The organism is Streptomyces sp. NPDC036815, from assembly GCF_055609205.1.
Map to the genome: position 1 here is coordinate 260,718 of NZ_JBVJPW010000012.1, position 13,377 is coordinate 274,094.

Here is a 13,377-nt window from a genome sequence, read left to right on the forward strand (position 1 = left end):
AAGCGGGGGTCACAGAAGGCCGTGCCGGGGTGGCCTGGTGCCGTTGAGCACGTACCGGCCGAGGTGCTGCACCTTCCAGCGCACCGGGTCGTGCAGCGTGTGGGTGCGCGCGTCGCGCCAGTGCCGGTGCAGGTTGAGGCCGTCCAAGGCGGCCCGGGTACCCGCCACTTCGAACAAGGCGCTCCCCGTTTCTACGGCTGTCTCCGCCGCGTACGCCTTCGCCGCGGCGACCGCGATCGACGCTTCGGCGGCCGTGTCGTCGGTGAGGTGGGCGGTGGCGGTGTCCACGGCGCGGGCCGCGGCCTCCAGGAGTGCCTGTGCCGCCCGGACGCGCAGTTCGAGCGCGCCGAAGCGCTGGACGAGCAGAGGGTCCTCGGCGGCCGTCGCGTAGCCGCTTTCGAACCAGGGGCGACTCTTCGTACGGACGAAGTCGGCCGCTTCGTTCAGCGCTGCCCGGGCCACACCACTGTCGATGGCCGCGTGTAGCAACTGGGCGAAGGCGCCGTGCAGTTGGGGGCCCTCGAAGGTGAGGTGGTGCGGCACGACGCGGTCGGCGGGTACGGCAACGCCCTCCAGACGCACCGTGCCGCTGGCGGTGGTGCGCTGCCCCATGCCGTCCCAGTCGTCGACGACCGTCACGCCGGGCGCGCCGTGCCGTACGTACGCGACGTGCAGCTTGTCCTCGGCGCCACGGGCCAGCACCGGGATCCAGTGGGCGAACAGGGCGCCGGTGCAGTAGTGCTTGGTTCCGTTGAGTATGTATCCGCCGTGGCCGTGGCCGTGGCCGTGGCCGTCGACGCCCGGCTCCAGGCGGGTGCGAATGTCCTGGGCGTGCTGGGTGCCCGCCTCCGCCTGCGCGTTGCCGAAGCGGCGCCCGGCCAGCACTTCGCGGAAGAAGAACTCCTGCTGGCCTGCGCTCCCCTGGGCGCGCAGGACGTTGACGTAGACGAAATGGCTCTGCGGAATTTGGGCGATGCTGGGGTCGGCGGTGGCCAGCAGTCGGAAGACTTCGGCCGCCGTCCCGGCGGTGACGTCGGCGCCACCGTATGCGCGCGGCACGGTGATGCCGAGAAGGCCACTCGACGAGAGCTGGTCGATTTCGGCGCGCGGCAGCTGTCGCCGGGCGTCCCGTTCCGCCGCACCGGGGCGGAAGGCGTCCGCCAGCGCGGCCGCCACTGCGAGTGCTTCGGCGTCGTCGGCGATGACATGGACGTGGTCGGGCGCGGGGTGGTCCGGTTGCGTTGCTGTGGGGGAGGAGGGGGTCACGGGGATTCCTTACGGTGGTGGCCTCAGCAGGGTGGTGGCCTCAGCTCGCGGAGGCGAGCAGTGGAGCCCGGTCGAGGGCGCCGGAGAACTGGTCGAGGACCCGGTGGAGTGCTTCGGCGGTACCCGACTCGATGGCGAGCGTGCCGTCCTCCCGCAGGCCGAGATGGCGGTCAAGGACGAACCAGCCCTGGACGATGTGCGCGGCGCCCATGGAGGAGAGCACCGGCCGCAGCGCGTAGTCGATGGCCAGGACATGAGCCGTGCTGCCGCCGGTGGCCAGTGGCAGCACGGTCTTGCCCGCCAACGCGTGCTGAGGCAGCAGGTCGAGCAACGACTTCAGGAGGCCCGAGTAGGCGGCCTTGTAGATGGGCGTTCCGATGATCACGCCGTCGGCCTGCGCGAACAGCTCGGTGACGGTGACGATGTCGGGGTGCTGGAAGTCGGCGCCGAGCAGCGCCTGGGCGGACAACGTGCGGACGTCGAGTTCCACGACGCGGTGGCCGTCCGCGATGAGCCTGGTGTCCAGGTGCCGCAGCAAGCGGGCGGTCCGGGAGGTGGCGGAGGGGCTTCCGGAGACGGACAGGATGGTGGACATGGCGGGGACCTCGGTTGTAAGGGGCGGCGGTGCGAGGTGGATTGGCCGGCGGGGCAGGCCGCTCGGTCAGGCCACGGCCGGAGCTGAGGGCGGCGCCTGCTCGTTGGGCACTTGGGCCTCCAACTCGCGTACGAGCGGCAGGACGCGCTTGCCGAAGTACTCGACCTCTTCCAGGTAGTGCAGGAACCCGAGGAGGAAGAGGTCCACGCCGAGACGCTTGTAGGCGACGATCCGTTCGGCGATCTGCTCCGGGGTGCCGATCAGCCCCGTACGGAACCCGTCGTTGTACTGGATGAGGTCCTCGAACGAGGAGTCCTGCCACATGCCCTTGCCATCGGCGGTGGACCGGCCCGCCTGCTTCACGGCTTCCCCGAAGCCGCCCACGGCCTCGGTGTCCGCCTTGGCGACGATCTCCCGCAGTACCTCGCGTGCCTCTGCTTCGGTGTCCCGCGCGATCAGGAAGCCGTTCAACCCGAAGCGGGGCGCGGGTCGCCCGGCCGCCGCGGCCGAGGCCCGCACGTCAGTGAGCTGTTCGGTGACCCCGTCGAAGTCCTTGCCGTTGCTGAAGTACCAGTCGGAGACGCGTCCGGCCATGGCGCGGGCGGCGGTGGAGTTGCCGCCCTGGAAGATCTCCGGGTGCGGGCGCAGTGGAGAGGTGACCGGCTTGGGCTTGAGCGAGAAGTCGCGAATCCGGTAGAAGTCACCGGCCAACTGGGCGTGGTCCTCGGTCCATATGCTGCGCAGCGCGGTGATGAACTCCTCGGCCCGCCGGTAGCGTTCGTCGTGCTCCAGCCAGGGCTCACCGAGCGCGGTGAACTCGCCCTTGAACCAGCCGCTCACGACGTTGACCGCGAACCGGCCGTCGGACAGCTGGTCCGCGGTGGCCCCGAACTTGGCCAGCACGCCGGGGTTCCAGAGGCCGGGGAGGACGGCGGCGATGACCTTCAGCCGCTCGGTGGCAAGCAACAGCGCCAGGCTGAAAGAGGTCGATTCGTGCTGGTACTCGGCGCCGTAACTGGCCATGTATCGGACCTGGGTGAGCGCATAGTCGAAACCGTTGTTCTCGGCCAGGACAGCGAGTTCGCGGTTGTAGTCGTAACTCCAGTCGGTGCGCTGCTCGATGGTGCTGGTGACCAGGCCGCCACTGACGTTGGGCACCCAATAGGCGAAGCGCAGCGGATCAGAGGGGGAGGGGACAGGCATGGGGTACTCCCAGTGGGTCTGTGAGAGCGGAGCCGGTGCCTCTACGGGTACGGGCACACGGCAGCTTCCGCGGAAAGAGCAGGCGAATACGGCACCGGTCCACGAACGTTCCGCACGCCTCCATGATCGGAGAATCGACGCACGAAAACAGTGGACGGGCCAAGCCTTGAGGCAACCGCTCCGAAGGTGAGGCAGAGGAATTGCGGCAGGGAACGGGCGAGCCAGGAAAGGAAAGGAAGAATCCAGGCTGCTCGGAAGAAGAGGGTCGGCGACTTCGCTACCGGCCGACGCGCCGACACAGGGCGCTGGAGACGCGTACGAGGTCCACATGACGCCTTTGAGTGAGCCGTTCGGTCCTCTTCATCAACACGTCACCTCCTCGCGGTAATTGGGCGGTGCGGGCGCCACTGGTCAGCTGTTACCCGCCACGTCCAGAGGAGCTTATCCAGGTTGCCTCCCAGGTCGGCAACTCGTTCGCGAGACGGCGATAGGGTTTCCCTTCCGCCGGGCCGGAGCGGGCAATGTGCCGTATCCAGCCAGAAGTCCCGCCGCCAGCAGGCCAAATTTGCTCGCGAGAATCCCCCGATCTTTGTGTGCGGAGCCGGCCGAAAAGGGCGACTGACCCGCGCCCCTCGTGAGCGTCGCCCCTCGTGAGCGTCGGCCCTCCTGAGCGTCGCCCCTGGGAGATGACGCCGTGGTCCACACGGTTAGGGTGTGGCGCTCTACTCGGCGGATGACTTCCCTGGAAGAGAGGGGACCGGTGCTCATGGACGCGGATCACGTGCGGCTGGTCGTCGCGGCGCAGCGCGGTGACCAGCGGGCGCGCGAGGAGCTCGTCTCCGCATATCTGCCGTTGTTGTACAACATCGTCGGACGGGCGTTGAGCGGCCATGCCGACGTGGACGACGTGGTCCAGGAGACCCTGCTGCGCGCGGTACGCGACCTGCCCGCGCTGCGGGCTCCGGAGAGTTTCCGGTCGTGGCTGGTGTCGATCGCGCTCCGGCAGGTCAACACGTACTGGCAGCGGCAGCGCACCCTCGCCGACCGGACCACGCTCCTCGACGAGGCGCTCCCGGTACCCGACGCCGCCGCCCCGCTGGAGGACGCGACGATCCTGCGGCTGCGCATGTCGGGCGAGCGCGGTCAGGCGGTCGAAGCCGGTCGTTGGCTCGACGCGGAACACCAGGTCCTCCTTTCACTGTGGTGGCAGGAGTGCGCCGGGCTGCTCAGCCGCCAGGACATCGCCGACGCGACGGGGAACAGCGTCGCCCACACCGGGGTCCGCCTGCACCGCATGCGCGAGCAGTTGGAACTGAGCCGGACGATCGTCGCCGCGCTCGCGGCCGAACCGCGCTGTCCGGGGCTCGATGTGACCGTCTCCGGATGGGACGGAACGCGAACATCCGTGTGGCGCAAGCGGATTGCCCGGCACATACGAGACTGCGCGACGTGTACGGGGACGGCGGCCGAGCGGGTTCCGGCCGAGTTGCTCCTGGCCGACCTCGCGCCGCTGGCCGTGCCGGCGGCGCTCGTCGGGGCGCTGATCGCGAAGGGCCTGCTGTCGGGTACGACGGTGACGGCGGCAGCGACCGCGAGCGCTGCGGGTACGACGGCAGGGGGCGGCGTCCTGCTCGGCAAGCTCCAGGCGGTGACCGCCCATCCGATCGCGGCTCTCGCCACGGGCGCGGTGCTCGTCACCGGGACCGCCGCGTACGTCGCCTGGCCGGAACCCGAGCACCGGGTGCCCCGTGCCGTCACCGCGCCGACGGCCGGTACGACCACCACGGCTCCGTCGGCCACGCCGGATCCGTCGATCACGCCGCCCCCGCCCTCGTCCCCGTCGCCGCCGACGCCGTCGGGTCCTGCCGTGGTTCCGCTGGGCGTACGGTCCCTCGAGTCCGTGGACCGGCCCGGCCAATTCCTCACGTACGACGGGGACTTCGCGACGCTCGGCAGCGCGGCGGCCACTTTTACCGTCAGCAAGGGGCTCGCCGACAACCAGTGCGTCACATTCCGGGCAGCCGACGGCCGGTATCTGCGCCACTACTATCTGCGGCTGCGTCTGAGCGCCGACGACGGCAGCCGGCTGTTCCGGGAGGACGCCACCTTCTGCCCGCGCCACGGGACGGTCGACGGATCGGTGACACTGCACGCGCACAACTACCCGGGTTCCGCCCTGCGCCCCCGCGACGGATCGATCCGCCTCGACGGCTCCAACGGCACACGCACCTTCACCGGCCAGGCCTCCTTCGTCGTCCGCGCGCCGATGAGGTGAGTGCGGGGGCCGCCGACTTCGGAACCGCGCCCCGCATTACGCTTTTCTGCTGCGAGATCCCTCACTGCGCGGGCGCGCACTTTTTTCGTTACGCCGTCCCGCCTTGCACAGCCTCCTCTTCAGGGGTGCCCTTCACCGGCGTCCCCCGCTGACCCGTCCCCTGAAGAAGGCGACTCTCCATGACCAGACACACCGCCGAACCCCGCAAGGGCCTGCACCGGCTCCGCCGGCCCCGCAGGGCACTGGCGATCGGGCTGACCGGCTCCGCGCTGGTGGCCGGTGCTCTCACGCTGCTTCCGAGCTCCGCAGGGGCCGCGAGCCTGGAGGCCGAGGCGTCCTCGTCGGGCCGGTACTTCGGCACCGCGCTGGCCGCAGGGCGGCTGAGTGACTCGACGTACACGTCGATCGCCGACCGGGAGTTCAACATGATCACCCCGGAGAACGAGATGAAGTGGGACGCGGTCGAGCCGTCCCGAGGCAACTTCCGGTTCACGGCCGCCGACAAAATCGTCAACCGGGCCCTGGAGCACGGCAAGCGGCTGCGCGGCCACACCACGGTGTGGCACTCGCAGCTGCCGGACTGGGTGAAGGCGATCAACGACCCGAGCACGCTGCGCAGCGTCATGAACAACCACATCAAGACCACGATGGGCCGCTACAAGGGCAAGATCTACGCCTGGGACGTCGTCAACGAGGCCTTCCAGGACGGCCCCAGCGGCGCGCTGCGCGACTCGGTGTTCAAGCGGGTGCTCGGCAGCGGCTTCATCGAGGAGGCGTTCCGCACCTCCCGAGCGGCCGACCCGGCCGCGAAGCTCTGCTACAACGACTACAACATCGAGGACTGGTCGGCCGCCAAGACCCAGGGCGCGTACCGCTTGGTCAAGGACTTCAAGGCGCGCGGCGTCCCCATCGACTGCGTCGGCTTCCAGAGCCACTTCGGGGCGGGCGGCCCCCCGGCAAGCTTCAAGAAGACCCTCGACAGCTTCGCCGCCCTCGGCGTCGACGTGCAGATCACCGAGCTGGACATCGCCCAGGCGTCCCCCACGCACTACGCGAGTGCGGTCAACGCCTGCCTCGCCGTGCAGCGTTGCACCGGCATCACGGTGTGGGGCGTACGCGACAGCGACTCGTGGCGCGCGGACGAGAAACCGCTGCTCTTCGACGCGGCGGGCAAGCCGAAGCCCGCGTACGACGCGGTCAAGAAGGCGTTCGGCGACGGCATGGGTACGACCCCGGCCGACCGGGGCGACGGCACCGGCCGGATCAAGGGCGTGGCCTCCGGCCGCTGCATCGAAGTCCCGGGCTCCTCGACGGCCAACGGCACTCAGGTACAGCTGAGGGACTGCGACGGGCAGTCCCACCAGAGCTGGACGTACACCGCCGCCAAGCAGCTGAAGGTGTTCGGCGACAAGTGTCTGGACGCGAAGGCGAAGGGCACGACGAACGGCACCGAGGTGGTCATCTGGGACTGCAACACCGGCACGAACCAGCAGTGGAACATCAACACCAACGGCTCGATCAGCGGCGTGCAGTCCGGTAAGTGCCTCGACGCGATCGGCGCGGGCACCTCCAACGGGACCAGGATCCAGCTGCACACCTGCGCCGACGTCGACAACCAGAAGTGGACCGCCCCCTCCGGGGCGGCCGGTGGTACGTGCGCGCTGCCGTCCACGTACAAGTGGAGGTCGACCGGCACCCTCGCGCAGCCCGCGAACGGCTGGGCCGCGCTGAAGGACTTCACTCACGTCACGTACAACGGCAAGCACCTCGTCTACGGGTCGATGTCGACGGGCACCTCGTACGGCTCGATGGCGTTCGCCCCGTTCACCGACTGGTCCGGCATGGGGACGGCCACGCAGACGAGGATGAGCCAGAACGCGGTCGCGCCCACCCTCTTCTACTTCGCGCCGAAGAAGATCTGGGTCCTCACGTACCAGTGGGGGGCCTCGCCCTTCAGCTACCGCACCTCGGCCGACCCGACCAACCCCAACGGCTGGTCCGCGCCGCAGGCCCTGTTCACCGGCAAGCTGCCCGACCCCGGGACCGGCCCGATCGACCAGACGCTGATCGGCGACGACCAGAACATGTACCTCTTCTTCGCCGGTGACAACGGCAAGATCTACCGGGCGTCCATGCCGATCGGGAACTTCCCCGGCAACTTCGGCTCCTCGTACACGACGGTCATGAGCGACACGGTCAAGAACCTCTTCGAGGCTCCGCAGGTCTACAAGGTCCAGGGCCAGAACCAGTACCTGATGATCGTCGAAGCGCGGGGTGCCAACGAGAACCGCTACTTCCGCTCCTTCACGGCCACCAGCCTGAACGGCACGTGGACCCCGCAGGCCGCCACCGAGTCCAACCCCTTCGCGGGCAAGGCCAACAGCGGTGCGACCTGGACCAACGACATCAGCCACGGTGACCTGATCCGCTCCAACCCGGACCAGACGATGACCGTCGACCCGTGCAATCTGCAACTGCTCTACCAGGGCAAGTCCCCGAACGCGGACGGCCCTTACGACGCGTTGCCGTACCGGCCCGGTGTTCTGACCCTGCAGCGCTGAGCCGTTCCACAGACAGTCATCCGCAAGGAGCACACCTTCCCCATGAACCTCTCACCCCCCACCCGCACGGGCTCCCGGCGGCGCGGTCTGCACCGTCGCCGCCGGGGCGCCATCGCCCTGCTGCTCGCGGTGCCCGCCGCGGCCGTGCCGTACCTGCTCCTCACGCAGGACGACTCCCAGGCCGCGAAGGCCCGGACATCAGCCGCAGCACCGTACAAGTGGAGGAACGCGCGGACCGTCGGCGGCGGTTACGTCCCTGGCCTCGTCTTCAACCAGCGTGAGCGGGGTCTGCTGTACGCCCGCACCGACATGGGCGGCGCGTACCGCTGGGACGCCCGCGCCCGGAAGTGGATCCCGCTGACCGACTGGCTCGGCGAGAAGGACTGGAACCTGCTCGGCGTCGACTCCCTCGCCACCGACCCCGTCGACCCCGACCGGCTCTACCTCGGCGCGGGTACGTACACCAACGACTGGGCGGGCAACGGCGCGATCCTGCGCTCCACCGACCGGGGCCGCACCTTCCAGCGCACCGAGCTGCCCTTCAAGATCGGCGGCAACGAGGACGGCCGCGGCGCCGGTGAACGCCTCGTCGTCGACCCGTCGGACCACTCGAACCTGCTCCTCGGCTCCCGCAAGAACGGCCTGTGGCGGTCCACGGATTACGGGGCGACCTGGCGTCAGGTCGAGTCCTTCCCGGTCAAGGACGGGGCGGGCAGCAGCGGGGGCATCTCGTTCGTGACGTACGGGCCGAAGGGCAGCGGCATCGTGTACGCCGCTGTCGCCGACAAGTCCAAGCCCCTCTACCGGTCGACCGACGGCGGTGCCACCTGGCAGGCGGTCGCCGGGCAGCCGACCGGACAGCTGCCCCAACACGGTGTCGTCACGGGCGACGGCACGCTGTATGTGACGTACACCGACAACCTCGGACCCAACGGCGTCACCGGTGGTTCGGTGTGGAAGTACACGCCGAACAGCGGGAGTTGGAGGGACGTGTCCCCCTCGAAGGGCTCGTACGGCTTCTCGGGGCTCGCGGTCGACCCGCGCAAACCGTCCACAGTGATGGTCACGACGCTGGACCGCTGGTCCCCCGAGGACGAGATCTACCGCACCACGGACGGCGGTTCGACCTGGAAGGCCCTCGCGGACAAGTCCGTACGGGACGCCTCCGGCGCGCCGTACGTCGGCACCCACACCGGTCACTGGATGACGGCCCTCGCGATCGACCCGTTCGACTCCGGGCACGTGCTGTACGGCACCGGCAACGGGATCTGGCGGAGCGAGGACGCCGACGCCCCGACGAGCCATTGGACCGTGGGGGCCGAGGGACTCGAGGAGACGGCGATCCTCGACGCCATCGCCCCGCCCGGCGGCGCGACCGTCCTGACCGCCATGGGTGACCAGGGCGGATTCCGCCACACCGACCTGACGCGGGTGCCGTCCGGGCGGATGACGAACCCGCTGATGAGCAACAGCACCGACATCGACTACGCCGAGAAGAAGCCGTCGGTGATGGCGCGGGTCGGTACGGGCGGCAAGCAGGACGGCGCCTACTCCACCGACGGCGGCGTCACGTGGCGGGGCTTCGCCGCCGAACCGGTGGCCGGCGCCCACAGCGGCCGTATCGCCCTCGCGGCGGACGGCTCCACGCTGGTGTGGACCCAGGCCGGGCAGCCCCCGTACCGCTCGACGGACAAGGGAGCGACCTGGACGAAGGTGCGGGGGCTCGGCACGGGGGCAGAGGTCGTCGCCGACCGCTCCTCCGCCCGCACCTTCTACTCCCTGACCGGCGGCACCCTCTACGCCAGCACCGACGGTGGCGTGACCTTCACCGCCCGCGCGACCGGCCTGCCCGCCGACGGCCGCCTCAAGGCCGTGCCGGGCCGGGCAGGTGACCTGTGGATCGCGGGCGGCGGCAAGGGCCTGCTCCACTCCACGGACGGCGGCGGCACGTTCACCCGGCTCACCTCGGTGACGTCCGCATCCGCGGTCGGCTTCGGCAAGGCGGCGCCGCGCGCCTCGTACCGGACGCTGTACCTGATCGGCACGGTCAAGAACGTCACCGGCGTCTTCCGCTCCACCGACAAGGGCGCCACCTGGACCCGCGTCAACGACAAGGCCCACCAGTGGGGCGCCATCGGCAGCCAGGGCGTCGTCACCGGCGACCCCGACACCTACGGCCGTGTCTACATCGGCACCAACGGCCGTGGCCTCCAGTACGGCGATCCGTCCTGATCCCCGTTATCACCCGTGAGAGCGGGCCGCCCTTCTGGCCGAGGTGACATTAGGGGCAGGGGGCGGCTCGTGGTGTAACCGGCCCGCTGTGTTGCGCGGGTGGGCGGGTTTAGTTCGACCAAGTCCGGTACCCATCGCTGCCGTCGAGCAGCCCATCGAGGTATACGTCGGGACCCGGCGCGTGGCCCTTGAGGCACGACGCCGTTGTCCAGGGAGTTACCGTCCGCGCGTCAGGTCGGGTACTGCTGCCCGCCCCGACCTCGACTGCGGCGCGATGAATTTCCCCGGCCCGGCCCCGCGTGCCATCCATGTGTGCGTGCGCCGCGCTCTGCGAAAGGAGTGGCGCAGGCCGAACCGGCAGCCACGCCCGTGTCGGACCACCCCCAGAAGCTCCACCATGGAAACCATGGTCATCAAGGTGTTCGAGTAGTGATTCCATCGGCGTGCAGGGGGTTGCTTCTTCGATAAGAAAGCGACGTGGATCACAAATGGGTGGTTAAAGGTTGCGTAAACAGGTCTGGACCATAGAAGGTCTTCCTGTCCCGGGATGACCGCCGGGATGCGGGCACGTGCGCATGGTTCCTAGGCCATAAGTGCGCGACCGTGCCCGCATCGTTACCGCAAAGGAATTCTACGTGAACCGCAACACTATCCGTCTGTCCACCGCGGCTGCCCTCACCGCCGCCACGGTGGCCGCAGCCGCGCCTCTGGCGACTGCTGCCGAGGGCCACCACGCTGTCGAGGCCCGCCATGCGCTGCAGACCCAGCAGGTCAAGAGTGCGCAGGACCAGATCGACCTGCTCGCGGCCATCGATGAGGACGGTTTTGAGGACCGGCTGCTGGCCCTGCCGTCGAACCCCTCTCCGCGGCAGATCGTCGAAGCCATGTACCCGGGCAACACCGATGCCCAGCGGGAGGCTCTCCCGCTCCTGACGGACTCCGGCCAGAACTTCGCCTCGCCGAACCCCGAGGGTGTCCGCCTGTATGGCTGGTGGAGCAAGACGAAGCGGATTGCCGCGTGCATCGGGGCCGTCGGGGGCTTCGTCGCAGGCAATGCCCTGCTCATCTCCAAGGCCTCGAAGTACGGCGGGGTCGTCAAGGGCGCCAAGCTGATCGCGCAGGCCGGCAACCGCGAGGAGCGCCTGAAGCTGGCCGTTGCCATCTTCGGCAACGTCACCGGCATCACTGCCCTGGTGAAGGGCTGCGGCGGCTGATCTGTCCGCGAAGGAGGTCACATCATGCAGAACCTGTTCATGGGCGCGTTCGTTCTCGCCGTCGTCGTACAGAGCGTCATCGTCTGCGTGCTTCTCGGCCAGCTCTGGCGCTTCCTGAAGCACAAGGGGCCCGAGCCCACCGCACTGCAAGGACTCGACGTCCTCACCGGCGCTGCGCTATTCGGTGCGGCAACGACCGTTCTCCAGTGGCTGGCGTCCACATGGGACGACGTGAGCTGGTCCGACACGCTCGTGTTCGCCGCAGTGTTCGCCATCGCCACGGCCGGATGCATGACAGCGGCACGACGGACCGGACACACCCGCGCACCACACGTGCTGCTCGTCGTTCCACTCGGCTTCGGAGTCATGGCAGGGGCAACAGGAGCTTCCTTCTGACTCCTCGGAGTTGACCGTGTGGCTCGAAGGCGCGACTCGCTTTCGAGCCACACATGGCCACTTGGAGTGCCGCCCGGCGCACGGTCGACGACGGCTGTTCGGGCGGCACCGGCCCGCCTTCCGCCTGTGCAGGGAAGAGCTCGGTCATGTCCTGCACTCTGCCGGGAGCCCATGTTCGCTGTCGCTGTGCCAGACCTGGCTCTGCCATCGGGGTGGGCGGCAGAGCCCACATCGGACGGCTATCGGGGGTTGCAGGCCCGGTAGCCGATGGGCGGGTGGTGCTGCGCTCGCTCCGCGGCATCCTCATGGCGGCAGCGTTTCCGGAGATCGTGGCGGCCGCTGCGGCGCTGCCCGGCGGCCCGCGGGCGAAGCTGCTGGGAGTTTGTCGGCGGTGCTCTCCGACTGGGCGAGCCGTTCCTTGAGCTTGGCGTTCTCCGTTTTGAGGCGGGCGATCTGGGCTTCGCGGGGGTCGGGGATTTCGTCGGCATCTTGGAGGGCCCGCAGGCGTCGTTCGAACTCGGTGCGGAGGTGAGCGTAGGGGCGGGTGCCGTAGACCGCGGTGCGGTCGACGCCCGCTTCGCGGGCGAGGGTCTTGATGTCGCATTTTCCGCCGGGCGGGATTTCGCCTTGGAGGAGCCGGTCCATGGCGGCTCGGATGCGGTTCTCGTTCTCGGTGCGCTGGGTTGCGGAGATTCTCGTGCAGACTCCTCGTCCGTGGTGGCGCTGGCTGCGTCGATCTCGGCGACGACCCTGAGGGCTCGGTCGTAGTCGGCCTGGAGTCGGGTTCGTTCGGTCTTGTGGGTGGTGTCGAGTTGGCCGATGAAGATCTTTGTTCTGTCGGCGTGTTCGGCCCAGAGGGGGCGGTGGCCGGGGTGGTGGGTGGCCTGCGGGCAGCGGGCGGAGTCACACATCCCGATCAGCGGGCGGTCCGCGGTGAGGGTGCCCGCGAGTTTGAGGCAGAGTGCCCGGGAAGGGTCGGTGAACCAGCAGTAGTTCGCCGGTCCGAGGTGCAGGACGTTGGCGCGTTTGGTCAGGAGGTTGAGGACGTCGCGGTCGTTGCGCTGGGTTCTGGGGGCCGTGGCCGAGGCGGCATCGAGTTGGGCGTCGATGCCGGCGAAGAACTCGGTGAGGCCGCGGGCGCCGGGACCGGCGGGCAGAACGCCTTCCTGGTAGTTTCGGAACTCCTCCAGTGCCAGTTGGAGATTGCGCTCGCTCTCGTGCTTGTTGACCTCGTCCAACAGTTCGGCCTGGGCCCCGCCGGGGCGCGAGGCGTAGCCCGTCGGCTCGCCGCCGCTGTGCCCAGGCGACACCGCCCAGCGCAGGCGCGCCGCCTCCAGCGCCGTGCTGGCCGCCCACCTCCATCAGTCCGCCTCACCCACCCCGCAGGAGGCCGGAGTCGGACACGGCCCCGGCCCTGGCGCAGAACGCGAAGGACGTCCTGGCAGCCACGGAATGCTTCCCCATGGGCCGTGACCGCACCGGACGAGCGGCACTGGCCGGACGGCGGTGACTTCCTGGACGTCGCACTGAGGCTCACGTACCGAGAGGGCGGGCCGAGAGTCACTCCGTGGCCCGCCCTGACGGCGTTTGGGCTTGATCAGTACGAGGCGTTGTTCTTGCCTCGCAGGTCTGCGG

10 protein-coding genes are annotated in these 13,377 nt (G+C 69.3%); 5 read left to right on the forward strand and 5 right to left on the reverse strand.

Translation table 11 applies throughout. From position 1 onward, the window contains the following. Window positions 1-9: 9 nt before the first annotated feature. The 4 genes from ACZ69I_RS24830 to ACZ69I_RS24845 all read right to left on the reverse strand — a co-directional run bounded on the left by ACZ69I_RS24830 (window position 10) and on the right by ACZ69I_RS24845 (window position 3,428). Window positions 10-1,266 carry an SfnB family sulfur acquisition oxidoreductase gene (locus tag ACZ69I_RS24830; RefSeq protein WP_470834646.1) on the reverse strand — a complete coding sequence of 419 codons (1,257 nt, stop codon included), beginning with the start codon at window positions 1,264-1,266 and terminating at the stop codon, window positions 10-12. A gap of 40 nt (window positions 1,267-1,306) precedes the next feature. Next, window positions 1,307-1,861 (reverse strand): NADPH-dependent FMN reductase, encoded by a 555-nt coding sequence (gene ssuE, locus ACZ69I_RS24835; RefSeq protein WP_470834647.1) that lies wholly within the window; start codon window positions 1,859-1,861, stop codon window positions 1,307-1,309. Between the two features lie 66 nt (window positions 1,862-1,927). After that, the gene (sfnG, locus tag ACZ69I_RS24840) at window positions 1,928-3,064 is read right to left on the reverse strand and encodes a dimethylsulfone monooxygenase SfnG (protein WP_470834648.1); all 1,137 of its coding nucleotides are present in this window, start codon (window positions 3,062-3,064) and stop codon (window positions 1,928-1,930) included. A gap of 277 nt (window positions 3,065-3,341) precedes the next feature. Next, entirely contained in the window at window positions 3,342-3,428 is an 87-nt protein-coding gene (locus tag ACZ69I_RS24845; protein WP_470834678.1) for a putative leader peptide, read from the reverse strand. A 369-nt stretch (window positions 3,429-3,797) separates the two neighbouring features. Here ACZ69I_RS24845 and ACZ69I_RS24850 point away from each other — a divergent pair, with 369 nt between their 5' ends. The 5 genes from ACZ69I_RS24850 (at window position 3,798) to ACZ69I_RS24870 (ending at window position 11,742) form a co-directional block, all read left to right on the forward strand. Continuing rightward, window positions 3,798-5,339, forward strand: coding sequence for a sigma-70 family RNA polymerase sigma factor (locus tag ACZ69I_RS24850; protein WP_470834650.1), 1,542 nt, complete (start codon window positions 3,798-3,800; stop codon window positions 5,337-5,339). Between the two features lie 179 nt (window positions 5,340-5,518). Then, entirely contained in the window at window positions 5,519-7,900 is a 2,382-nt protein-coding gene (locus ACZ69I_RS24855; RefSeq protein WP_470834651.1) for a non-reducing end alpha-L-arabinofuranosidase family hydrolase, read from the forward strand. Window positions 7,901-7,942: 42 nt separating this feature from the next. Continuing rightward, complete coding sequence (locus tag ACZ69I_RS24860) at window positions 7,943-10,132, forward strand: WD40/YVTN/BNR-like repeat-containing protein (RefSeq protein ID WP_470834653.1); 2,190 nt, start codon at window positions 7,943-7,945, stop codon at window positions 10,130-10,132. Between the two features lie 635 nt (window positions 10,133-10,767). Further along, window positions 10,768-11,346, forward strand: coding sequence for a hypothetical protein (locus ACZ69I_RS24865; protein ID WP_470834654.1), 579 nt, complete (start codon window positions 10,768-10,770; stop codon window positions 11,344-11,346). Between the two features lie 24 nt (window positions 11,347-11,370). After that, entirely contained in the window at window positions 11,371-11,742 is a 372-nt protein-coding gene (locus ACZ69I_RS24870) for a hypothetical protein (RefSeq protein WP_470834656.1), read from the forward strand. Between the two features lie 303 nt (window positions 11,743-12,045). On the opposite strand, the gene ACZ69I_RS24875 is transcribed toward ACZ69I_RS24870, so the two are convergent. Next, on the reverse strand, window positions 12,046-12,387 hold the full coding sequence (locus tag ACZ69I_RS24875) for a hypothetical protein (protein WP_470834657.1): 342 nt from the start codon (window positions 12,385-12,387) through the stop codon (window positions 12,046-12,048). Window positions 12,388-13,377 lie beyond the last annotated feature (990 nt).

Bases quoted from the DNA above. Each gene is read 5' to 3' on its own strand.
- ssuE (WP_470834647.1), bottom strand. From the start codon at position 1,861: ATGTCCACCATCCTGTCCGTCTCCGGAAGCCCCTCCGCCACCTCCCGG.
- sfnG (WP_470834648.1), bottom strand. From the start codon at position 3,064: ATGCCTGTCCCCTCCCCCTCTGATCCGCTGCGCTTCGCCTATTGGGTG.
- ACZ69I_RS24845 (WP_470834678.1), bottom strand. From the start codon at position 3,428: ATGAAGAGGACCGAACGGCTCACTCAAAGGCGTCATGTGGACCTCGTA.
- ACZ69I_RS24850 (WP_470834650.1), top strand. From the start codon at position 3,798: ATGACTTCCCTGGAAGAGAGGGGACCGGTGCTCATGGACGCGGATCAC.
- ACZ69I_RS24855 (WP_470834651.1), top strand. From the start codon at position 5,519: ATGACCAGACACACCGCCGAACCCCGCAAGGGCCTGCACCGGCTCCGC.
- ACZ69I_RS24860 (WP_470834653.1), top strand. From the start codon at position 7,943: ATGAACCTCTCACCCCCCACCCGCACGGGCTCCCGGCGGCGCGGTCTG.
- ACZ69I_RS24870 (WP_470834656.1), top strand. From the start codon at position 11,371: ATGCAGAACCTGTTCATGGGCGCGTTCGTTCTCGCCGTCGTCGTACAG.
- ACZ69I_RS24875 (WP_470834657.1), bottom strand. From the start codon at position 12,387: ATGGACCGGCTCCTCCAAGGCGAAATCCCGCCCGGCGGAAAATGCGAC.